The sequence below is a fragment of the Planotetraspora mira genome, from assembly GCF_016863275.1.
GTDB lineage: Bacteria > Actinomycetota > Actinomycetes > Streptosporangiales > Streptosporangiaceae > Planotetraspora > Planotetraspora mira.
In genome coordinates this window covers 42,352-63,818 of the sequence record NZ_BOOO01000004.1, presented here as the reverse complement: position 1 = coordinate 63,818, position 21,467 = coordinate 42,352, and the positions used below count along the sequence as shown (strand labels likewise).

Annotated in this window: 24 protein-coding genes; 16 read left to right on the top strand and 8 right to left on the bottom strand. The window is 69.5% G+C overall.

Annotated elements, in window-relative coordinates:
- Nucleotides 1–4: 4 nt before the first annotated feature.
- Nucleotides 5–307: a hypothetical protein gene (locus Pmi06nite_RS03870; RefSeq protein ID WP_203951433.1), complete on the bottom strand. Its 303-nt coding sequence runs from the start codon at nt 305–307 to the stop codon at nt 5–7.
- A gap of 157 nt (nt 308–464) precedes the next feature.
- Here Pmi06nite_RS03870 and Pmi06nite_RS03865 point away from each other — a divergent pair, with 157 nt between their 5' ends.
- A complete protein-coding gene (locus Pmi06nite_RS03865) occupies nt 465–881 on the top strand; it encodes a hypothetical protein (RefSeq protein ID WP_203951432.1) in 417 nt (138 codons plus the stop codon).
- A gap of 1 nt (nt 882) precedes the next feature.
- On the opposite strand, the gene Pmi06nite_RS03860 is transcribed toward Pmi06nite_RS03865, so the two are convergent.
- A complete protein-coding gene (locus Pmi06nite_RS03860) occupies nt 883–2,850 on the bottom strand; it encodes a DUF6571 family protein (RefSeq protein WP_203951431.1) in 1,968 nt (655 codons plus the stop codon).
- 174 nt (nt 2,851–3,024) lie between these two features.
- On the opposite strand from Pmi06nite_RS03860, the gene Pmi06nite_RS03855 reads away from it, so the two are divergent.
- From Pmi06nite_RS03855 to Pmi06nite_RS03845, 3 genes are all read left to right on the top strand, one after another.
- The gene (locus Pmi06nite_RS03855) at nt 3,025–3,180 is read left to right on the top strand and encodes a hypothetical protein (protein WP_203951430.1); all 156 of its coding nucleotides are present in this window, start codon (nt 3,025–3,027) and stop codon (nt 3,178–3,180) included.
- A gap of 230 nt (nt 3,181–3,410) precedes the next feature.
- Nucleotides 3,411–4,583 carry a CaiB/BaiF CoA transferase family protein gene (locus tag Pmi06nite_RS03850; protein ID WP_203951429.1) on the top strand — a complete coding sequence of 391 codons (1,173 nt, stop codon included), beginning with the start codon at nt 3,411–3,413 and terminating at the stop codon, nt 4,581–4,583.
- Nucleotides 4,580–6,070 (top strand): carboxyl transferase domain-containing protein, encoded by a 1,491-nt coding sequence (locus tag Pmi06nite_RS03845; RefSeq protein ID WP_203951428.1) that lies wholly within the window; start codon nt 4,580–4,582, stop codon nt 6,068–6,070. The genes Pmi06nite_RS03850 and Pmi06nite_RS03845 overlap by 4 nt, the downstream gene beginning before the upstream one ends.
- Here Pmi06nite_RS03845 and Pmi06nite_RS03840 read toward each other — a convergent pair.
- From Pmi06nite_RS03840 to Pmi06nite_RS03820, 5 genes are read right to left on the bottom strand one after another with little or no spacing between them, the layout of a single operon-like run.
- The gene (locus tag Pmi06nite_RS03840; RefSeq protein ID WP_203951427.1) at nt 6,049–6,483 is read right to left on the bottom strand and encodes a hypothetical protein; all 435 of its coding nucleotides are present in this window, start codon (nt 6,481–6,483) and stop codon (nt 6,049–6,051) included. The genes Pmi06nite_RS03845 and Pmi06nite_RS03840 overlap by 22 nt on opposite strands.
- Nucleotides 6,480–6,938, bottom strand: coding sequence for a hypothetical protein (locus tag Pmi06nite_RS03835; protein WP_239113612.1), 459 nt, complete (start codon nt 6,936–6,938; stop codon nt 6,480–6,482). The genes Pmi06nite_RS03840 and Pmi06nite_RS03835 overlap by 4 nt, the downstream gene beginning before the upstream one ends.
- 10 nt (nt 6,939–6,948) lie before the next feature.
- The gene (locus Pmi06nite_RS03830) at nt 6,949–7,740 is read right to left on the bottom strand and encodes a carbon-nitrogen hydrolase family protein (RefSeq protein ID WP_203951426.1); all 792 of its coding nucleotides are present in this window, start codon (nt 7,738–7,740) and stop codon (nt 6,949–6,951) included.
- A complete protein-coding gene (locus tag Pmi06nite_RS03825) occupies nt 7,670–8,656 on the bottom strand; it encodes a DUF418 domain-containing protein (protein ID WP_203951425.1) in 987 nt (328 codons plus the stop codon). Before Pmi06nite_RS03825 ends, Pmi06nite_RS03830 begins: the two co-directional genes overlap by 71 nt.
- Before the next feature lie 32 nt (nt 8,657–8,688).
- Nucleotides 8,689–10,380 (bottom strand): RyR domain-containing protein, encoded by a 1,692-nt coding sequence (locus Pmi06nite_RS03820; RefSeq protein WP_203951424.1) that lies wholly within the window; start codon nt 10,378–10,380, stop codon nt 8,689–8,691.
- Nucleotides 10,381–10,601: 221 nt separating this feature from the next.
- Here Pmi06nite_RS03820 and Pmi06nite_RS03815 point away from each other — a divergent pair, with 221 nt between their 5' ends.
- Nucleotides 10,602–11,765, top strand: coding sequence for a pyridoxal phosphate-dependent aminotransferase (locus Pmi06nite_RS03815; RefSeq protein WP_239113611.1), 1,164 nt, complete (start codon nt 10,602–10,604; stop codon nt 11,763–11,765).
- A gap of 78 nt (nt 11,766–11,843) precedes the next feature.
- Nucleotides 11,844–12,701, top strand: a complete 858-nt coding sequence (locus Pmi06nite_RS03810) for a sulfotransferase family protein (protein WP_203951422.1) — start codon at nt 11,844–11,846, stop codon at nt 12,699–12,701.
- A 13-nt stretch (nt 12,702–12,714) separates the two neighbouring features.
- On the opposite strand, the gene Pmi06nite_RS03805 is transcribed toward Pmi06nite_RS03810, so the two are convergent.
- Nucleotides 12,715–13,053, bottom strand: a complete 339-nt coding sequence (locus Pmi06nite_RS03805) for a hypothetical protein (protein ID WP_203951421.1) — start codon at nt 13,051–13,053, stop codon at nt 12,715–12,717.
- A gap of 133 nt (nt 13,054–13,186) precedes the next feature.
- On the opposite strand from Pmi06nite_RS03805, the gene Pmi06nite_RS03800 reads away from it, so the two are divergent.
- The 10 genes from Pmi06nite_RS03800 to Pmi06nite_RS03755 are packed head-to-tail and all read left to right on the top strand — an operon-like array spanning nt 13,187 to nt 21,391.
- The gene (locus Pmi06nite_RS03800; RefSeq protein ID WP_239113609.1) at nt 13,187–14,128 is read left to right on the top strand and encodes a carbamate kinase; all 942 of its coding nucleotides are present in this window, start codon (nt 13,187–13,189) and stop codon (nt 14,126–14,128) included.
- Nucleotides 14,129–15,238, top strand: coding sequence for a barbiturase (gene bar / locus Pmi06nite_RS03795; RefSeq protein WP_203951420.1), 1,110 nt, complete (start codon nt 14,129–14,131; stop codon nt 15,236–15,238).
- An 11-nt stretch (nt 15,239–15,249) separates the two neighbouring features.
- Nucleotides 15,250–15,813, top strand: a complete 564-nt coding sequence (locus Pmi06nite_RS03790; protein WP_203951419.1) for an SseB family protein — start codon at nt 15,250–15,252, stop codon at nt 15,811–15,813.
- Nucleotides 15,814–15,823: 10 nt separating this feature from the next.
- Nucleotides 15,824–16,495: a prepilin peptidase gene (locus Pmi06nite_RS03785; RefSeq protein ID WP_203951418.1), complete on the top strand. Its 672-nt coding sequence runs from the start codon at nt 15,824–15,826 to the stop codon at nt 16,493–16,495.
- Between the two features lie 20 nt (nt 16,496–16,515).
- Nucleotides 16,516–17,694: a chorismate synthase gene (aroC, locus tag Pmi06nite_RS03780; RefSeq protein WP_203951417.1), complete on the top strand. Its 1,179-nt coding sequence runs from the start codon at nt 16,516–16,518 to the stop codon at nt 17,692–17,694.
- 14 nt (nt 17,695–17,708) lie between these two features.
- Complete coding sequence (locus Pmi06nite_RS03775) at nt 17,709–18,221, top strand: shikimate kinase (RefSeq protein WP_203951416.1); 513 nt, start codon at nt 17,709–17,711, stop codon at nt 18,219–18,221.
- Nucleotides 18,218–19,294: a 3-dehydroquinate synthase gene (aroB, locus tag Pmi06nite_RS03770; protein ID WP_203951415.1), complete on the top strand. Its 1,077-nt coding sequence runs from the start codon at nt 18,218–18,220 to the stop codon at nt 19,292–19,294. Before Pmi06nite_RS03775 ends, aroB begins: the two co-directional genes overlap by 4 nt.
- Nucleotides 19,291–19,725 carry a type II 3-dehydroquinate dehydratase gene (gene aroQ / locus Pmi06nite_RS03765; RefSeq protein WP_203951414.1) on the top strand — a complete coding sequence of 145 codons (435 nt, stop codon included), beginning with the start codon at nt 19,291–19,293 and terminating at the stop codon, nt 19,723–19,725. Before aroB ends, aroQ begins: the two co-directional genes overlap by 4 nt.
- A gap of 31 nt (nt 19,726–19,756) precedes the next feature.
- Complete coding sequence (locus Pmi06nite_RS03760) at nt 19,757–20,539, top strand: SGNH/GDSL hydrolase family protein (RefSeq protein ID WP_203951413.1); 783 nt, start codon at nt 19,757–19,759, stop codon at nt 20,537–20,539.
- 33 nt (nt 20,540–20,572) lie between these two features.
- Nucleotides 20,573–21,391: an MOSC domain-containing protein gene (locus tag Pmi06nite_RS03755; RefSeq protein WP_203951412.1), complete on the top strand. Its 819-nt coding sequence runs from the start codon at nt 20,573–20,575 to the stop codon at nt 21,389–21,391.
- Nucleotides 21,392–21,467: the final 76 nt, after the last annotated feature.

Below are 21,467 nucleotides of genomic sequence, written 5' to 3'. Positions count from 1 at the left end.
CCGGTCAGGACCAGCCGGTCAGGCTTGAAGCCGCCGCCCGGGAGACCATGCGAGGGGTGGCCCGAAGCTCTGCCTCGAGTTCGGAGAGGACGTGCCGGGCGGCGGCCCTGACGCGGGCCCGGCGTCCGTTGAGCTCGTCGCCGAACGCCCTTGCCGTGGGGCCCACCCACACCGCGCGGCCGCCGAAGGTCGCACAGGCGTTGTCGAGGGCCGTCTCCAGCACGTGCATGTGCGCTCGTGCGGCCGCGAGCGCCGTCTCCAGATCCCGATGTCTCGGGTTGGGGACCAGATCGTCGTCGAGGGGCAACGCCTGACTCCTGCTGCGGATGACGTAGGGATATTCGGGGTGGCGCAGCGGTTCTGCTTGAGATTATGTGGGCTGGACCCGATCACTGCCACTCGCGGAGGCGAAGAGAATGCTCGGCCTTTCCGGTCTCGTACGGCTTCGCGGTCTGCTCGTGGTCGTGGCGGTTGCGATCCCGCTGGCCCTCACCGGCTGCGACTCAGACGACGGCCCCACCGCCGCCCAAGCCGGCCAAACCCTGAAAAATCACATTCTTCAACTCCTCAAGGAACGTGACGCGCGGGATGTCACCATTACTGATCCCGGTGGACAGAATATTCCTTGCGGGGACGGAAAGGCCAAGCAGACCTTCGCCGCTACAGGTCGGGGCTTCCCGCAGACTGAACCCGATGACCAAATCGGAGCACTAGTGGGTGCACTAAAACGGGTTGCGCAATATGAAATAGTAGATCCCGGTGGTTCGGGTAAGCCGGTGCGCATGCGAAACACGACAACACGGACATCTTTGGTTCTTGGCTCTCCAGCTAACGGTCTGTACTCCGTCAGTGGAGAAACTCAATGTCTCATGGCGGTTTGACTTATCGGTGATAAAGGAGAGCGCGCTTCCGTGCGACATCCTTGCGACCGTCGAACAGATCAGCCAGGAGTCGGGTCAGCTCGCCAAAGGTCCTCAGGTCCTTGTCTTTCAAAGTGTTCATCATGAGCCAGCCGTCGAGGGCTCTCAGTCCATCTTCGCCGGACTGGACTATGTCCCGAAACGGGCGGAGACGGCCGCTGCCATCGGCGATGGCGACGCCCGGCGGGCACGTCGCTTGGTAGTCCTGAGGAGAAATCTGGAGCGCGAAGCCGGCGTCGATCATTGATTGGGCGATGATGTGTTGACGGCCCAAGGTTTGCTCTCGATCCGTTTTCTCGGTTTTCGCGCTTTCTGTCTCTGCGTCGGACTTGTATGTATCGAATGCGCTCATGCCTGTTCCCAAAGCCGTCCAGAGGACGGCTCCCGTCATGCCCGGAATGGCTAGCCCAGCGATTCCTATCGCAGTTCCAACGCCGAAACTCTTGGCCTTATCAAGTTGCTCGGCCGCATCGTCGGCTGCTTTGGCGAATTTCTCCTCGGCGGCAAGTTCCTGTCCGCGGACGTTCCCCAACGCGGCGAAGGTCTTGTTGAGCCGAGAGAGATCCCCGTCTCTCATCGTGGAAGGAACTGATTCTTCGATGAGGTGGCGTGTGAGGTCGCCCATGCCTTCGTCGAATGGATTTCGATTCTCTGGTGTGTTGGCGAAGGAAGAGATGAAGCGATAGGTGTCCTCTGGGCTGAGTCGGAAAACAGGCCTCAGGCCCAGCACCCTGGATTCCGTCGGCTCAAACGAGCTTGGAAGGAGATGGTTGGCATCATCGAGGTTGGCGCCCTCGGTGATTTCCGTGGCATAGGCCCCGGCGATCTCCGCCAGGTGCACGCGCACCTCTTCGCCGACCTCGAGTCGGCCGAGCGTTGTCATCACGGTGTAGGCGAAGAAGGCCGCTTCCTTGGTGTGTTCGCCGTCTTCCTCGTCGTACGCGCCTGAAGCGGCCGCCAGCATCCGTCCGAACGCGTCACCGCGGCCCGCCTCTTGGTACATCCCAGCCGCGCTTTTGTTCAAAGTCGTGAGGAAGTCGCGCAGCTTGGCCGGGTCGCCTCGTGTCACCGCTTGGATCGCGAGGCGGGCGGCGGCCGGGTTGTTCCCCAAGGCGTAGAGGTAACCGGCGTTGACATGACGGGGATCGTCGAGCCCCCGCGCCACGACCGCCTCGGTCAGCCATTCGGGCGGGAACGCCCCGGAGCTGAGGAGAAGACTCGCGCCGAACCAGTCCTGTGATGGCGGAACAAGGATCGCGTTCTTCACTTGAGCGAATCCCGGCACCTGAGAGCCCCCGGTGACCGCAGTGCCGAATGCCAGGCTCACCGCGCGAAGCCAGAGGTCATCAGGCCGGGGCGGATCCAGAGTCGCGTCCTCGGCCAAGGCGAAGAGGTTGTTCCGCAGCACCGTGGGGAGATCGAGCGTGCGTTGCGGGCCCAGAGTCGCGAAGAAGGCTGCCGTGAATTCCGGATCGTGAAGGTGCTCGACCAGGCGGTACACGATCGTCCGGTAGTCCTCGTCTCTATCGGGGTTGAAGAACGAGTCCGAGATTCCGAGGTAGTCCGAGGCGAGCTGGCGGCCGAGGCGCCGGGCATCCGCGGCGGGGAGGATCGCCTTCTCCTCGTACGGCAGGAGCCCGCCGGGCGTTCCGGGATTCCAGCCGGGCAGACGCGCGATGTTCCCCGCCATCTGGTGGCGTCTGCGCAGCTCCGGCAGGTTCTCGTCGATCCACCGCTCCGCCTCGCCGATCGGGTCGAGTGACGCCGCCGGCACGCCGTTGGCGGCGAAGATGCGCCGGACCATCTCGGCCCTCTCGCCGATCACGCCACGCGCGTGCTCGAGTTCGGTGACGAAGCCACCCAGCAGCGCGGGATCGATCCCGCTGAAGTCAGGAGAGAGCGGACCCGTCCCCGGTGGCACGTTTCCCATGTTCCGATCGCCCCTCCGACGCCCCAGGCGCACAACGTAACGCCTGGCGCATGGGTGTGCCGAGGCATTCGCCGTGAACCGTATGGCGCCGGTCAGGTGTGATCTTGTGATTTGAGGCGACACCCCTGGGTAGCCGACTCATGACAAATCGATACAAGGGTGGTGAACGGACAGATGGCGAAGCTACTCGACCGGATCAAGGAATATCTCCGCGGTCCGCAGGGCCGGCGTATGACGGAGAAGGCGAAGACGATGGCCCGTGATCCGCGGAACAAGCAGCGGCTCCAACGGCTGATGGATCGGCTCCGCGGACACAAGACGCCCCACTGACCCCACGGTCCTGATTCCGCACCGCAAATCCCGCGGTGCGGGCCTTCGCTGCGTGAGAACCGCAGCGAGAACCTCAGTGAAAACCACCGTGAGAGAACCGCAGTGAGGACCAACGACGCGCTGAGGCGGCGAGGTCACCTGGTGAGCGGGTGGAGTCTTCAGTGGAAGTGATCCGGAGCACCTGGCAGTCTTGCCGGAGGAACCGGAATCGTCTTCCGTGGAGGCTGACCGTGCAGAGACCTCTCCGTAGCCAGGGACCTCTCAGCGACGTCGTCGTGCTCGACCTGTCCCGGGCTCTGGCCGGTCCGCACGGAGCGCAGATGCTGGGGGACCTGGGAGCGCACGTGATCAAGGTCGAGCACCCGTCGGGGGACGAGTCGCGAGGCTGGGGCCCGCCCTTCGTCGGCCCTGATCACGATATTTCGACCTATTACCTGGCGGCGAACCGCAACAAGCAGTCGATCACCGTCGACATGAAGTCGGATGAGGGTCGCGACCTCGTCGAAAGGCTCGTACGGCAGAGCGACGTGCTGGTCGAGAACTTCCGCACGGGAGTCCTCGACCGGCTCGGCTTCCCCGTCGAGCGCCTGCACGAGCTCAATCCACGCCTGATCATCCTGTCCATCACGGGATTCGGGCACGACGGGCCCGAGGGCGGCAGGCCCGGCTATGACCAGATCGCCCAGGGCGAGGCGGGTCTCATGTCGCTCACGGGACCGTCGCCGGACGAGCCGTACCGTGTCGGAGCCTCGATCGCCGACCTGCTGGCGGGCGTCCACGGCGCGTACGGCGTGGTCGCGGCACTCTACGACCGGGAGCGGACCGGCCGCGGCACGGTGGTGCGCACGTCACTGCTGGCCTCGGTGGTGGGGGTGCACTCCTACCACGGGACGGCCTGGACCGTCGGGGAGACGGTTCCCCGGGCCTCCGGCAACCACCACGCCTCGATCGCCCCCTATGGGGCGTTCCACTGCGCGGACGGCATGATCCAGCTCGCCGTGGCCAACGACGGTCAGTGGCGGAAGACCGCCCAGCTACTGGACATAGATCCAGATATCCCGAAATATGCGACGAATAGGGATCGCTTCGCGCATCGAGAGGAGCTGATCGCCGACATGGAGAAGGCGCTGGCCGCGCACACCAGGGCGCACTGGCTGGCGACGCTCGGCGAGCTCGGTGTGCCCGCCGGCGCCATCCGCTCGATCGACGAGGTCTACGCCTGGGACCAGGTGCACTCGCAGGGCCTGGTGGTGACCGTCGACCACCCCGTGCTCGGCCCGATCGAGCTGCCCGGCCCGCCCCTGCGCTTCGACGGTGACGCCCTCCGGGAGCACACGCCGCCCCCCGCCCTGGGCCAGGACGGCGACGCCGTCCTCAGCTGGCTCCGCGAGCGCGAACGATGACCACACGCCCGGACGCGCGAGCCCTCATCGTCCGGGTGCTCGACGCCCAGTCGTGGAAGTCGTGGGACGAGCCGCCGCTCGACCGCGCCGTCCCCGGATCGCAGTACGCGGAGGAGATCGCCGCGGCGCGGGCCGCCACCGGTTACGACGAGGCGGTGATCACGGGCGAGGGCACGCTCGACGGCCGGCGGGTGGCGGTTGTGGCATGCGAGTTCTCCTTCCTCGCCGGATCCATCGGCGTCGCCGCCACCGAGCGTCTGGTCCGCGCGATCGAGCGGGCCACCGCCGAGAGGCTGCCCCTGCTCGCCGCTCCGGCCAGTGGCGGAACCCGTATGCAGGAGGGCGCCCTCGCGTTCGCCCAGATGGTGAAGATCACTGTCGCGGTGACGCGCCATCGCGACGCGGGCCTGCCGTACGTCGTCTACCTGCGCCATCCCACCACCGGCGGCGCCTTCGCGTCGTGGGGCTCGCTCGGCCACGTGACCGCGGCGGAGCCGGGGGCGCTCATCGGCTTCCTGGGCCCACGGGTTTACGAGTCGCTCTACGGTTATCCGTTCCCCGAGGACGTGCAGGTCGCGGAGAACCTGTACGCCCACGGTCTCGTCGACGCCGTGGTGTCCGCGGAGGACGCGCGGGAGATCGCGATCAGGGCGCTCGCCGTCTTGTGCGCCCCGAGGACGGGACTGGCCCGCGGGCCGGAGCCGGAGGAGGCCGGCGAACCGGCCGAGGCATGGGAGGCGATCATGCGCTCCCGCCGCGACGACCGGCCGGGGGTACGGAGTCTGCTCAAGCTGGGCGCGCACGACGTCACGCCGCTCAACGGCACCGGCACGGGCGAGCACGAGCCCGGGCTCACCCTCGCTCTCGCCCGGTTCGGTACGGCTCCCGCCGTCGTGCTGGGCCAGGACCGCAGGCGCCAGCGGGCCGGCGCCCCTCTCGGCCCGGCGGGTCTGCGGGTGGCGCGCCGCGGCATGCGTCTGGCGTCCGAACTGGGCCTGCCCCTGGTGACGGTGATCGACACGGCGGGGGCGGCGTTGTCCAAGGCGGCGGAGGAGGGCGGGCTCGCGGCGGAGATCGCCCGTTCGCTGGCCGACCTCGTCATGCTGGACGCGCCGACCGTGTGCCTGCTGCTCGGTGAGGGCGCGGGCGGTGCGGCGCTGGCGCTGCTGCCCGCCGACCGGGTCGTGTGCGCCCAGCACGGCTGGCTGTCCCCGCTCCCGCCGGAGGGCGCCTCGGCGATTCTCTACCGGACGGTCGACTTCGCCCCTGAGATCGCGCGGGCCCAAGGCGTGCGGGCCGCGGACCTGATGCGGGACGGCATCGTCGACCGGATCGTCCCCGAATGCCCTGACGCGGCCTACGAGCCCGGCGCCTTCTGCCGCAGGGTCGCCCGGACACTCGAATACGAGATCATCGGCCTGCTCGGCACGCCTCCCCGGGACCGTCTGGCCGCGCGGCTGGCGCGCTACAGGTCGCTGGGGTCCTGATCGCCGGTGGTGGGGACGGGCACCCGCTCCACCCGGATCGAGTGCACCTCGTCCCGGGGGACGACCACCTCATACGCGCCGTGGTCGACCAGCCAGTAGCCGAGAGCCTCGGCCTTCATCCCGCTGTGGCCGGTGTAGGCGATGTGCAGGCCGTCGGCCTCGCCGCTGTCGTCCTCGTCCAGGACGAGGCACGGCTCGCCGCCGAAGGCCCCGACGGTGCGCAGCAGCGTGAGCGACTCGAGGTCGGACCGGCGCACGGTCAGCCGCCAGTAGCTGCCGACCTTGACGAACCCCTCGTCGGCGGACTCGCTGAACAGGACGACGTCGTCGCTTTCCGGGCCGATGGCTGCGGCGTAGGTCTGGTCGCGGTAGGCGGCGACGAAACCCAGGCCGGCCGGTTCGATGTCGGTCATGACGCGGGCCGCCAGGTCAGGCCGTCGTACCCGGCGAAGGAGCGTTCCCCCGCGCCGGTGAGGTGGATGATCTCGGCTCCGGCCGGGATCGGCATCGGCATGGTGTGGAACTGCGGCACCACATGCTCGCGGGACGTGGTGAACCCGTTTCCCGTGAACGGCGGTGAATCGCTCCAATCCCCGCCCATGTGCGGGCCGTACGGGACGACGTAGGTGTCGATGTCACGCGCGTACCACCGCATGATGTACAGCTCGGGCACGTCCGGCGTCAGCTCCGATCCTTCGAAGCCCAGGTCGAGGGCTTCCACGAGTGACCCGGGAGTGGTGAGACGACCGCAGTCCTGCACGCGGTAAACGTACCCCGAGATGATCGTCCGCTTGCTCCCGAGGTAGGGCACGAGCAGCCTGGGAGGGATCACCTTTTGCATCTGTGTCCTGTGTCCCGGCTCGCTCATGAGCCCAAGTTTACGAGCTGGTGATTCCAAGCCGGCGATGTTCCAGTGACGGAAGGGTCCTTCGCACGCTTTCGGTCAGACGGGGGTCGATCTCCCCGACCTGTACGGCAGGCCCTGGACCGAGGTCGTGCCGCACGGCGCCCATCGGATCGATCAGCATGCTGCGGCCCACGCCGAACGCGTCGCGGGCGGCCGGATTCGGAGCCTGGCCGACGGCGATCGTCCAGGTCGTGTTCTCTATCGCCCGCGCCCTGACCAGGGTGACCCAATGATCCTCCTTCATCGGGCCGGAGCCCCACGCCGCGATGACGGCGAAGGCGTCGGCTCCCTGGTCGACCAGTTCACGGGCCAGCTCGGGGAATCGGATGTCGTAGCAGGTGATGAGGCCGATCCTGAGCCCGGCCAGCTCCACGACGACCGGTGCGTCTCCCGGCGCGACGAGCTCGGACTCCCGGGCGCCGAACGAGTCGAACAGGTGGATCTTCCGGTAGGCCCCGGCGAGCCGCCCCGTCTCGTCGAGCGCTACGGCCGTGTTGAGGACCCGGCCGTCGCCGGCCGGTTCGAAGACCCCCGCGATGACGGCGATGCCGTGCTCCCTGGCCGCGTCGGCGAGCCCGGTGACGAACGGGCCGTCGAGAGGCTCGGCGGCCTCCGCGACGCCCCTGCCGAACCGGGTGAGCGTCGCCTCGGGGAAAACGGCCAGGTCGGCGCCTTCCGCCTGGGCGAGAGCGTCACGAACGGTCTCGAGGTTCGTCTTCGGATCGTGGTCGATGGGGATCTGGCACAGGGCTATGCGGGTCACGGATCCCAGTCTGCCGGTTGACGACCGGTTCCCACCAGGTGAGGGACCGCCAGACCCATTCCAGCGGGCCGTACCGGAAGCGCGTCAGCCACCACCGGCTGAACGCGGCCTGCGCGACGAGCGTGGCGACGGTCACGCCGACCACGGCCGTTCCCGTGCCGTCCGCTCTCAGCAGCGGCACCGCGGCCAGGATGACGGCCGTGCTGCTCACGTAGTTGGTCAGCGCCATCCTGCCGAGTGCCTCGAAGACGGCGGTCCGCCGGACGACGAGCAGGAAGCCGGTGCCGTACGCGGCCGCGCCGCACAGGGCCGCCGCCTGGTAGACCCCGCCGCCGGGCGGCGAATGGTTCCACCACCACGTCAGCGCCACGGCGAGCACCGCGCTCGTCCCGAACACGACCGGCGACGCCAGGCGCGCGGCTCCGCCGTACCTGACCGTGGCCAGGCCGAGCAGGAACAGCGCGGCGATCAGCACGTACGGCTTGCCCGTGACCATGGCGGCGACCGTCGTCCCCGTGCCGGCGAGCAGGACGACGGGGGTGGGCAGGAAGCTCACCGGGAGGAGGACGGTGACGCCGAGGATCGCGTACGGCAGCAGCACCTCACCCGGTTCGACCCACCAGTGGACGGCGCCGAGCAGGGCCAGGACGACGAGCCGCCGGAGCAGCACCAGCCGCGGATGACCGGTTCGCGACCGCGCCGACTGCAGGAACAGCGCGAAGCCCATGCCGAAGAGGAACGCGAAGATCGGATAGAAGCGGCTCTGGAACAGGTTGCCCATCACCCAGTCGATCGACGTCGACTTCCGGTGGGCGAGGGTGTGCTGCCAGGTGTTGACGAGCATGATCCCGCAGATCGCGAGCCCGCGGAGCGCGTCGAGCGAGCGGACGCGGCCGGTCACCGGGGAGTGGTCCATGCCGGCCAGTCCACCACGGACCCCGGGGCCGGTCACGAGATTCTGACGATCTGGAAGCCGGCGTCGGCGAGGATCCGCGGCAGGCTCAGCACGGTGTCGCGGTCCTTCTCCTTGGCGTCCGCCGACAGCCTGTCCCAGCTGTCCAGGTCGGGATGCCGTCTCCGCTCGGGGTCCCTCATCGGGCCCCACGCCCAGCCGTTCCTGATCAGGTCTTTGAGCCAGCGCTCGTGCTCCATCTGCGAGAGCCGCTCGATCTCGTGGTCCTTGAAGGCGAAGGCGAGTTCCGGCTCGACCCGCGGGGCGAGCGCGCAGCCGATTGCGGCGAGTTTGCGGCCGATGTCCTCCGCCTGCGCCCGGTTGGCCGCCTTCAGATGCGGGGGCAACCCGTCCCAGCCGACCATGGAGGCGTTCGCGGCGGCGGTGGTGTGGCGGGCCGCGTTGACGAGGAGGTAGTTGTCGTGGATCGCCCGCGCGAGGGTTTCCACCAGATCCTCGGTGATCAGCTGAGGATCGCCCGCCGCCTCGTTGATCGCGAAGATGCGCAGGGCCCCGGAGAGTCCTTCGAGCAGCCGGACGTCGTCGAAGGCGCTGCCGAACGTGGCCGTCTGCTCGACCCGCACGACCAGGGAGCCGGGCCCGCAACACCATAGCCTCAGGGATGTGAGCGCCGTCTTGAGCGCCAGGTCCTGGTCGGCGTAGCAGACGAACACCCGCTGGGGCGTCTCTCCGGGAAGCAGGTCGGTCAGCGGCAGGTCGCTGGGCGAGACGTCGTGGCAGGTGAGCGCGCACACCTCGCTGATGAACTCGAATCTGCGACACAGGGCGGGCGCGGCCTGGCTCGCATGGGCGTCGATCACCGTGACGGGCAGGCGGTGCGGAGGGGAGCCCTGCAGCCGCCGTCGCCTGGCGATCTCGGTGAGCAGGCTGCGGCCGAACGCGTCGAGCCCGATCACCACGATGGGGCGGTCGTTCACGATGGGGTGCTCTTCGAGCAGCACGCGGGCGGCCAGTTCGTCGAGGTTGAAGAAGTCCAGTCGCAGACGCGGCGTGCCGGGAAGGCTGAGCCTGCGCGCCCGGAGGGCGGCGCACAGGTCGGGGTCGGATATGTGCGCGTACGCGGAGAGGGGGTGCCGCTCACCGCTTCGGGGCATGCCGTGCGCGGCCAGCGCGATGGCGGTGTTGACGGAGCTGTCGGCTTCGCAGGCGTACAGCACCGAGGCCCGCTGCACGCCGGCGGCCCGCAACGTCGAAGGGCTCCGGGCGTCCCCGTTGACGTAGAGGACCTTGTTGTCGCCCATGGGAGGGGTGGCCGACGGGCCGATCATCACGATTCTCTCGCTCGTGCGGCGGAGTTTCTCGACCAGGGCGATCGCCACCGCTCCGGATCCGCAGACGACGACGTGGTCACGGGATTCACGGGCGCGTATCCGGCGCATTTCTGAAGAAAGGAGCAGACGGGCGCCTTCGACCAGGGTGTAAACGGTGACTCCTGGCGCCGCGAACCGGGCGAATTCCAGCGCGCCCGGCAGAGGCCCGTTTCCGTCGAGAGGGGCGGAGTCGAAGACGAACAGTTGCAGGTCCCAGTAGAGGAGGTCGAGACGTGTGGGGGGCCGGCCCTCCATGACCGGCGCGAGGATGTCCAGTCCGACGTATCCGGCCACCAGTGCCGCGAGCCCGAGAATCACGAAGGCGACCCGTACCACAAAGGTCGCGGAAAGCGTCATTCCTCTCTTCCTTCGCTGGGTGGCACGTGCCAAAGGACCTGTCCCTAGAAAGTAACCCGGCGAAACAGCACCATCTAGAGCTGTTAAGCGTGAAGTCGGCCAATCAGCCCGAATTAGTCTTTTCATCCGAATTCGCAGAGGCTCGTCCTGGTGCGGAGGAGGCGCGGCGACCGTCCGGCCGGGCTATGGGACCGGGGCCGCCCGGGCATAAAGTGGCCGCTGTGGAAGAGCCGCTGGTGGGACGGATGCGCGAGTTCGGCACGACCGTCTTCGCGACGATGACGAAGCTGGCCGTGGACACGGGTTCGATCAACCTGGGCCAGGGCTTCCCCGACACCGACGGGCCGGCCCGCATGCTTGAGCACGCCATCGAGGCGATCAAGGGCGGACTGAACCAGTACCCGCCGGGCCCTGGCGTCCCGGAGTTGCGGCAGGCCGTCTCCGATCACCGTAAGGACTGGTACGGCCTGTCCTACGACCCCGGCGCCGAGGTCCTGGTCACGGTCGGCGCCACGGAGGCGATCGCGGCCGCCGTGCTCGCCGTCTGCGAGCCCGGCGACGAAGTGATCGTCTTCGAGCCCTTCTACGACTCCTACGGCGCGGCCGTCGCGCTCGCCGGAGCCGTGCGCAGGCCCGTGACCCTGCGGGTCGACGCGGGCCGCTTCACCTTCGACCCCGCGGAACTGGCCGCCGCCGTCGGTACCCGGACCAGGGCCGTCCTGGTCAACTCTCCGCACAACCCCACGGGGACCGTCTTCACCCGGGCCGAGCTCGAGGAGATCGCGGCGGTCTGCGGGGAACACGACCTGATCGCCATCACCGACGAGGTCTACGAGCACCTGACCTTCGACGGCGTCGAGCACATCCCGCTCGCGACCCTTCCCGGCATGCGGGAGCGAACGATCATGATCTCGTCGGCCGGCAAGAGCTTCAGCGTGACCGGCTGGAAGACCGGCTGGATCTGCGCGCCGCCTTCGCTGACGCGGGCCGTCCAGACGGTCAAGCAGTTCCTGACCTTCACCTCCAGCGCCCCCTGGCAGCTGGCCGTGGCGTTCGCGCTGCGCGAGGAGATGGAATGGGTGGCCGCGCAGCGGGCGGCCCTGCAGGCCAAGCGCGACCGGCTGATGGCGGGATTGCGCACGGCCGGGTTCGAGGTGCTCCGCCCCGCCGGCACCTACTTCGTCCAGACCGACATCCGCCCGCTGGGGTTCGACGACGGCCTCGAGTTCGCCATGCGGCTGCCCGAGCTCGCCGGCGTGGTCGCCATCCCCACCCAGGTCTTCTACGACCGCCGGGAACGCGGGCGACATTTCGTGCGCTTCGCCTTCTGCAAGAGGGACGAGGTCATCGACGAGGCCGTCACCCGCCTCCAGCGTCTTGGCTGAAGTGTGCCTGTCACCTGCCTGTGAAGTGCTTGCATGGCCTTGGCACCGTTTTTAACCGGGCGTTAAGGTTTCAAGGTCATGAATTGGAAACGCAAGGTCAACTCGAAACTCGTCGGCCTGACCGGGTACTCGATCAAGCGGCCCGACTCGATCCCCGAGATGTTCATGCGGATGCCCAACGACGCCGTGCGGCCTCCGGCCGATCGTGCGACCGACCGCCTCCTGCGCGACCCCGTGTTCGTGTTGTCCTCGGTCCGCTCGGGGTCGACGTTGTTGCGCGTCATGCTGAACTGCCACTCCGAGATCCACGCACCCCACGAACTGCACGTGCGCCGCCTGTCGGTCAATCTCCCCACCGAGCCGTTACGGCAGGCGATGGACACCCTGGGGCACACGCAGAGCGACATCGAGCACATCCTCTGGGACCGCCTCCTCCACCGGGAACTCGCCAGGAGCGGCAAGCGCATCCTCGTGGAGAAGACGCCGAGCAACGTCTTCGCCTGGCGGCGGATCTCGACGTGCTGGCCGGAGGCGCGGTTCATCTTCCTGATCAGGCACCCGATGTCGATCGCCCAGTCCTGGGCGGAGGCGGATCCCGAGCGGCGTTCCCCGGAGGAGGCCGTCCGGCACACCTTGAACTACATGACGTACCTGGAGAACGCCAGGAGCCGACTGGCGGGCCTGACCGTGCGGTACGAGGAACTCACGGACGAGCCGGAGACCCAGCTGAGGCGGATCTGCGAGTTCCTCGGCGTGGACTGGGAGCCGTCCATGTTGCGGTACGGCGAACGGCAGGACGAGGAGTTCGTCAAGGGCATCGGCGACTGGCGGGACAAGATCCGGTCCGGTGCCGTCCAGCGGGGGCGGGCCCTTCCGTCCCCCGAGGACGTGCCGGAAGCGCTCCACGACATCAGCCGCAAATGGGATTACATGTAAGGGGCGGGCCCGTTCAGTCGCGGTTGTTGTGCATCGCCCGGGTGAGCACGTAGGCCAGGTTCACCACGGCCAGGACGCCGAAGACGAGCATGAGGCCGAGCGTGCCCGGCACGTTGGAGGACACGATCGCCACCAGGGGGATGGACAACGCCAGCGAACCCAGGCCGAGCGTCATCTGCGCCCAGTCGAGCGGCGGACGCTTGCCCTTCTTCTCGGCCAGCCGTGAGTCGATCACGGCGTTGACCCTGTCGACGAGCGATTCGGCCAGCTCCAGTTCGTACTGGGGGCCGAGCTCGCGGCGGGCGGCGAAGGCCGCGCCGACTTCGTTGGGTTCCAGCTTCTCGGGGGGCATAGATCGATTCTGCCGTCATTTCGCGCCACTGCGGCAGATCCGCGCCAAAGATGCGAAGGCTTGCCGAAGGATAGGCGTTCGATGGGCGATATTCGCCAATGTAGGGCCGCCGTGAGCTGGATAGTTTCGCGATGTGGGCGGACGCATACTGATCGCACTGGGCGGCAACGCCATGACCGCTCCCGACGGGAGCGCCGCGCCGGCTGACCAGCATCGGGCGATCGGGCGGGCGATGACACACGTCGCGAGCCTCATCAGGGCCGGTCACGAGGTGATGCTCACCCACGGCAACGGTCCACAGGTCGGCAACATCCTGCTGAAGAACCAGCTCACCGCCCACGTGCTGCCGCCGGTCCCGCTGGACTGGTGTGTCGCGCAGACGCAGGGCACGATCGGCACCCTCATCATGAACGCGCTGGAGCGGGCGCTGGCACCCGAGCGGGCCCGGCTGGCCACCGTGGTGACCCGGACGCTGGTCGATCGCGACGATCCCGCGTTCCACGATCCGGTGAAGCCCATCGGGCAGTACTTCGAGGAGGCGGAGGCCCGCCGCATCGAGGGCCGGGGCCAGACCTGGCGGCGGTTCGAGCGCGGCTGGCGCAGGGTCGTCGCCTCACCTGAGCCGGTGGAGATCCTCGACGCGCCCGCCGCGATCGCCCTCATGGAGGCGGGGTACACGGTGGTCGCCGCCGGAGGCGGGGGAGTGCCCGTCGTCCGCGGCGCGGACGGCGCGCTGGACGGCGTCGAGGCCGTCATCGACAAGGACCTCGCGGCCGCGGCGCTGGCCAGAGCCGTGCACGCGACGGACCTGGTCATCGCGACCGATGTGCCGAACGCGGTCATCGGGTTCGGCACGGCGTCCGCCCGGCCGATCGAGGAGATAACCACGGACGGGCTCCGCGTCCTGCAGGCCGCCGGGCACTTCGCCAGCGGCAGCATGGGGCCGAAGGTGGAGGCGGCCCTGCGCTTCGCCGAGGACGGCGGGCAGCGGGCGGTGATCACCTCGTTGGAGCACATCGGCGAGGCGCTATCAGGAAATATCGGTACAAGGGTATCCAGAGGGGCGGAGAGATAGATGCCGGATCCGATCGAGGTACGGAAAGTCGCCATCGAGAGCGTCACCGACGCGTCCGGGCTCGCCAGGCTGATCGACGACGGAGTCATCGAGGCCGACCGGGTCCTGGCGGTGATCGGGAAGACCGAGGGCAACGGAGGGGTGAACGACTACACCCGCATCCTCGCCGACCGGGCCTTCCGCGAGGTGCTCGTGGCCAAGGGGACGCGGTCGGAGGACGAGGTCAGGCAGGTTCCCCTCGTCTGGTCCGGCGGCACCGACGGCGTGCTCAGCCCGCATGCCACCGTCTTCGCGAGCCTCGACCCGGCCAAGGCCGTGCCGACCGACGAGCCGCGGGTCAGCGTCGGCGTGGCGATGAGCGAGGTGATCCTGCCCGAGGACATCGGCAGGCCCGCGATGGTGGAGAAGGTGGCCGCCGGAGTGCGGGAGGCCATGAAGATCGCGGGAATCGACGACCCGGCCGACGTCCACTACGTGCAGACCAAGACCCCGCTGCTCACGCTTTCGACGATCACCGACGCCAAGCGGCGCGGCCACTCGGTCGTCACCGAGGACACGCTCAAGTCGATGGACATCTCCAACTCCACGACCGCGCTCGGCATCGCCGTCGCGCTGGGGGAGATCGAGATGCCCGCGGCCGAGCAGATCCACAAGGACCTGTCCCTCTACTCGTCGGTCGCCTCGTGCTCCAGCGGCGTCGAACTCGACGTGGCCCAGATCGTGGTGGTCGGCAACGTCCGGGGCATCGGCGGCCGCTACCGGGCGGGTCACTCGGTCATGAAGGACGCCCTGGACGCCGACGGCATCTGGGAGGCCATCCGCGACTCCGGAATCGAGCTTCCCGAGCGGCCCCACCCCGACGATCTGGGCGACCGGCTGGTCAACGTTTTCATGAAGTGCGAGGCCGACCCCTCGGGACGGGTCCGCGGACGGCGCAACATCATGCTGGACGACTCCGACGTGCACTGGCACCGGCAGATCAAGGCCACCGTGGGAGGCGTCGCGGCCAGTGTGACCGGCGACCCGGCCGTGTTCGTCTCCGTCGCGGCCGTCCACCAGGGCCCCTCGGGAGGCGGCCCCGTAATCGCCATAGCCGACCTCGCTGGGTAGGGTCGTGAGCCGTGCCCGCCATTCCGCAGCCCCTGCGACCTGACGACGACGGCGGCGCGGACGCGTCGGTCTCCGCGGCCCTTTCCGGCTTCCAGGCCGGGACGGCGACCGCCGCCGACGTGCTCGTGGCCATCGGCGAGGCCCGGCTGCTCGTGCCGGTCGTGGCCCTGCTCACCGAGTCCGAGGTGGGGGAGCACGGGCTGAGGCAGGAGAAGGAGAGCGAGATGGCGCTCCCCAAGCTCGTCGGCAAGGACGGCCGGGAGGCCGTCCTCGCCTTCACGGGGGCCGAGTCGATGCGGAGGTGGCGCGCGGACGCCCGCCCCGTCCAGGCGACCGCCCCCCAGGTGTGCCAGGCCGCCCGCCACGAGGACGCGGCGGCCGTGGTCGTCGACGTCGCGGGGCCAGTCCCCTTCGTGATCGAGGGCGGCATGCTGCAGGCCCTCGCCACGATCGAGGAGGCCAGACGCGACTCGTCGGCCGTCGACCGCCTGGTGGAGGCGCTTCCCGGTGCCACCGTGGCCAGGGTGGGCGGCGAACCGCCGCGACGATGGTGGACCAGGAGACGGCGCGGATAGGGGCGGGGCCATGGCTGTTCAGGTGGCCCTGCCCGTCGCCGTCGCGGCGGTTCTCGGGCTGATCGCCGGTTCGTACGCCCGCGCCGTCGCCGACGGGTTCGGCGCCGAGGTGGACGACCACCGCAAGGAGGCCCGGCAGGCCTTCGCACGGGCGATCCGGATCGTCCCCTTGCCCCGCCGGCCGTACCTGATCGAAGGGGCGACCGCGCTCGCGGCCGGGCTGGTCACCTGGCGGCTCCACGACGACTGGCTTCTCGCGCCGTGGCTCTACGCGGTGGTGGCGGGGATCGCCCTCGCCGTGATCGACTGGCGGACCTTCCGGCTGCCCGACATGATCACGCTGCCGTCCTACCCGATCATCCTCGTGCTCCTCGCCCCCTCCGGGCACCTGGCCTCGGCCGTGATCTGGGGACTCGCGCTCATCGGCATCTACGCCGTCCTGTGGTTCATCCGTCCCACCGGGCTGGGGCTCGGAGACGTCAAGCTCGCCGGGATCGTCGGCATGCTCACCGGCGCGCTCGGCTCGCAGGCCGCGATCGTCGCCGGGCTGGGCGGCCACCTCCTCGGCGCGATCTACGCGGTCGGCCTGCTGGTCACGCGCCGGGCAAATCGCACCACCGAGTTCCCCTTCGGGCCGTTCATGCTCGTCGCGGCCCTCGTGGCGGTGCTGACCCGCGTGTGACACATGGAAGACTTGTCACCATGTTGCGCTGGTTGACGGCAGGGGAGTCGCACGGCCCCGAGCTTCTCGCGATCCTGGAGGGCCTGCCCGCGGGAGTGGCGGTGACCACCGCCGAGATCGACGAGGCGCTGCGCCGCCGCCGCCTCGGCTACGGCCGCGGCGCGCGGATGAAGTTCGAGCAGGACGTGGTGACGATCTCCGGCGGCGTACGGCACGGCCGCACGCTCGGCTCGCCCGTGGCCATCCGGGTGGGCAACTCCGAGTGGCCCAAGTGGGAGACGGTGATGGCCGCCGACCCGGTCGACCCCGAGGTCCTCGAGGGGCAGGCGCGCAACGCGCCCCGATCGCGCCCGCGACCCGGCCACGCCGACCTGGCCGGCATGCAGAAGTACGGCTTCGACGACGCGCGCCCGGTGCTCGACCGGGCCAGCGCCCGGGAGACCGCCGCTCGTGTGGCACTCGGCCAGGTCGCCCGGAGCTTCCTCAAGCAGGCCCTCGGCGTCGACATCGTCAGCCACGTGGTGGCCATCGGCGGGGCGTCCGCGCCCGGCGGCGTCATCCCCGGCCCCGGCGACATGGTGGCGGTCGACGCCGATCCCGTGCGCTGCGTGGACCCCGCGGCGAGCGCCGCGATGGTGGCCGAGATCGACAAGGCGCACAAGGACGGCGACACGCTTGGCGGCGTCGTCGAGGTCCTCGCCTACGGCCTGCCGCCGGGTCTCGGCAGCTACACCCACTGGGACCGGCGCCTCGACTCCCGGCTCGCCGGCGCGCTGATGGGCATCCAGGCGATCAAGGGCGTGGCGGTCGGCGACGGCTTCGAGACCGCGCGCCGGCCGGGCTCGCGGGCCCACGACGAGATCGAGAACACCGCCGGCGGCGTCCGGCGGATCACGAACCGGGCCGGCGGCGTCGAGGGCGGCATGACCAACGGGGAGCCCCTGCGGGTCAGCGCCGCCATGAAGCCGATCTCCACCGTTCCCCGCGCGCTCGCGACGGTCGACGTGCTGACGGGCGAGGCGGCCACGGCCCACCACGAGCGCTCCGACGTGTGCGCTGTGCCCGCCGCGGCGATCGTCGCCGAGGCGATGGTCGCACTCGTGCTGGCCGACGCCGCCGTCGAGAAGTTCGGCGGCGACTCGGTCGAAGAGGTCGCCCGCAACCTGGCGGGTTACCTCTCTTCTCTGGTGATCAAGTAATAAGGTTTGTGATCATGAGTTCCGCGTCTCAACAGCCCGCAGTGGTCCTCATCGGGCCGCCGGGTTCCGGCAAGTCGACCATCGGCCTGCTCCTCGCGGACCGCCTGGGGCTGTCCTTCCGCGACACCGACGCCGACGTCGAGACGGTCGCGGGCAAGCCCGTGAGCGACGTGTTCGTCGAGGACGGCGAGGCCAGGTTCCGCGAGCTGGAGGCGGTGGCCGTACAGGCCGCGCTGGAAGGCCACGACGGCGTGGTGTCGCTCGGCGGCGGAGCGGTCCTGCACGGTCCGACCCAGGAGCTGCTGGCCGGCCATCGGGTCGTCTACCTGCGGGTGGGGCTCGACCAGGCGGTCAAGCGGGTCGGCCTCGCCTCCGCCAGACCCCTGCTGGTGCTCAACCCGCGCAGCCAGCTCAGGAAGCTGATGGAGGAGCGCCGTCCGGTCTACGAGCGGCTGGCCGTCACCACGGTGGAGACCGACGACCGGGAGCCCGCGGACATCGTCGCCGAGATCGCGGCCACGTTGTGACCGCCACGCGCATCACCGTGCGGGGGGACAACCCCTACGACGTCGTCGTCGGCACCGGCATCCTGGGCGAGCTGCCCGGACTGCTCGCCGCGGGCGTCCGGACGGTGGCGGTGGTCCACCCGGCGAGCCTTCCCGAGATCGCGCGCCCGGTCTGCGGAGTTTTGGAGAATGCCGGGCTCGAGGTGCTCTCCCTGCCGGTCCCCGACGGGGAGGCGGCCAAGTCCGTCGAGGTCGCGGCCGAGCTCTGGTCGGCGTTCGGACGTTACGGCGTGACGCGGTCCGACGCGGTCGTCGGCGTCGGCGGGGGAGCGACCACCGACCTGGCCGGGTTCGCGGCGGCGACCTGGCTGCGCGGCGTGCAGGTGGTGCAGGTCCCGACCACGTTGCTGGGCATGGTCGACGCGGCCGTCGGCGGCAAGACCGGCATCAACACTCCCGAGGGCAAGAACCTCGTCGGCTCCTTCCACCCACCCGCGGGTGTCCTGTGCGACCTGGCGACGCTGGTGAGCGTGCCCCGCGAGGACTACGTCGCCGGCCTCGCCGAGGTGATCAAGGGTGGCTTCATCGCCGACCCGACGATCCTCATGCTGATCGAGGACGACCCGGCCGGTGCCTGCACGCCGGAGGGCGGGCACACCCGCCAGCTGATCGAGCGGAAGATCCAGGTCAAGGCCGACGTCGTCGGCGCCGACCTGCGCGAGAGCGGCGTGCGGGAGATCCTCAACTACGGTCACACCCTGGCCCACGCGATCGAGCGGGTCGAGCACTTCCACATCCGGCACGGGGAGGCCGTGGCGATCGGCCTCGTGTACGCGGCCGAGTTGTCCCGCCTCGACGGCCGGATCGGCAGGGACGTCGTCGAGCGGACGCGCTCCATCCTCACCTCGGTCGGGCTGCCCACGGCCTACCGCAAGGAGGCGTGGCCCGAGCTACGCGACCACATGCGGGTCGACAAGAAGAGCCGCGGAGCCACGTTGCGCTTCGTCGTGCTCGACGGGATCGCCAAGGTGTCGCGCCTGGAGAACCCGTCGGAGGAACTACTCGAAGCCGCCTACCGGGAGGTCGGCCGATGAGGGCCGTGCTCGTGCTGAACGGTCCCAACCTCGGTCGTCTCGGAAGCCGGGAGCCCGACGTCTACGGCGCGCAGACCTTCGACGACCTGTCGGCCCTGTGCCGGGAGACCGGCCGGGAGCTCGGCCTGTCGGTGGAGGTCAGGCAGACCGACGACGAGGCGGAACTGGTCGGCTGGATCCACGAGGCCGCCGATTCCCGCACCCCCGTCGTCCTCAACCCGGCGGCGTTCACCCATTACTCCTACGCGTTGCGCGACGCGATCGCCCAGCGGACGGCACCCCTGGTCGAGGTGCATCTGTCCAACCCCAGCGCCCGGGAGGAGTTCCGCCACACATCGGTCGTGGCGGCCGTCGCGACGGGGACGATCGCCGGTTTCGGCATGCGGTCATATGAACTGGCACTCCGCGCTATCGCCGATACTGGTGAGTAACGACTGATACAGCAGAGCAAGGCGGGGTTCGATGAACTACAGGTCATATGTCGCAATAGGAGATAGTTTCACCGAAGGCCTGAACGACCCCCTCCTCGCCGGTCCGCCCGTCGTCACAGGTCAGGTGACCAGGTACCGCGGGTGGGCCGACCGGGTGGCCGAGCGGCTGGCCGAGCAGGAACCCGGGTTCACCTACGCCAACCTGGCGATCCGCGGCAAGCTCATCGACCAGATCGTCGAGTCGCAGGTGCCGCAGGCGGTCGAGATGCGACCGGATCTGATCAGCTTCTGCGCGGGCGGGAACGACCTGCTCCGGCCGGGCGCCGACCCCGACCGGATGGCCAAGAAGCTCGCGTCGGCCGTCCGGACCCTGCGCGGCAGCGGCGCCGAGGTGGTGCTGTTCACCGGCATGGACCCCCGGGACACGCCGATCATGCGCGTGGCACGCGGAAAGTTCGCCATCTTCTTCATGCACGTCCGGGGGATCGCCGACCTGTACGGCTGCCGCCTGGTGGACATCTGGTCGCTGCAGTCACTGCGGGACTGGCGGGCGTGGAGCGCGGACAGGCTGCACCTGAACGCCGAAGGCCACCGCATCGTCGCGGGGAAGGTGCTCGACGTGCTCGGCGTCCCGTCGGACGACTGGCGGACGACCTGGCCGGCGCGCGAGAAGGTGGACGCGAGGCTCAAGCGTCGCGAGGACGTCCAGTGGGTGCGCGAACACCTGGCGCCGTGGGTCGGCCGCCGCGTGCGGGGCACGTCCTCCGGCGACGACCTCGACCCCAAGCGCCCGGGTCTGACTCCGCTCATCTAGCGAGAGCGCTCTCACGCGACGTAGGCTCGGGGGATGGAGCTTACGGGGATCCGTACCTATCCATTGAAATCCGCGATGGGACTGTCGCGTGAGAGCGCTCTCGTGCATCCGTGGGGGCTCGAGGGGGACCGCCGCTGGGCCGTGGTGGGCGAGGACGGCGAGAACCTGTGGCTCGGTGAGTTCCCCCGCATGGTCTCGGTGCGGGCCCGCGACCTCGCCGGCGGAGGTCTCACGCTGTCTGCTCCGGGGCTCCCCGACCTGACGGTCCCCCCTGCGACCGGCCCCGCCGTGCCCGTCGGGTTCTCCGGTCTCGACCGGGCCGTCGCCGCCGACGAGACGGCGCACGCGTGGTTCACCCGGCTGCTGGGCTGCCCGGCGCGGCTCGTCTGGCTGGACGACCCTCGCCTGCGGCCGGTCTCCGCCCGTCACGGCGGGCTTCCCGGAGACGTCGTCAGCTTCGCCTGGGACGCTCCGCTGCTGCTCACCTCGGCCGCCTCGCTGCGCCGCCTGGACGACTGGATCGCCGAAGGCGCCCTGGAACGGGAGGAGGAGGCGCCGCGGCCGCTGTCGGTCGCCAGGTTCCGGCCCAACGTGGTCGTCGACGGCGCGGAGCCGTACGCGGAGGACGGCTGGGCGGGGGTCCGCATCGGCGAGGTGGACTTTCGCGTCTCAGAGCTGTGCGACCGCTGCGCCGTCACGACGATCGATCCGGACACGCGGGTCAAAGGCAGGGAACCGCTGCGGACGCTGGCCAGGCACCGCCGGTGGGACGGCAAGACCTGGTTCGGCGTCCGGCTGGTGCCGAGGAACCCCGGCACGATCCGCGTGGGGGATCCCGTCACGCCCTCGTGACGCTGTTCGATCGCGGTTCAGGGGAAGTTCGCCCAGCGTGCAGGGGTTATGGGGAGCCATGGTCTCCGTTCGCTCC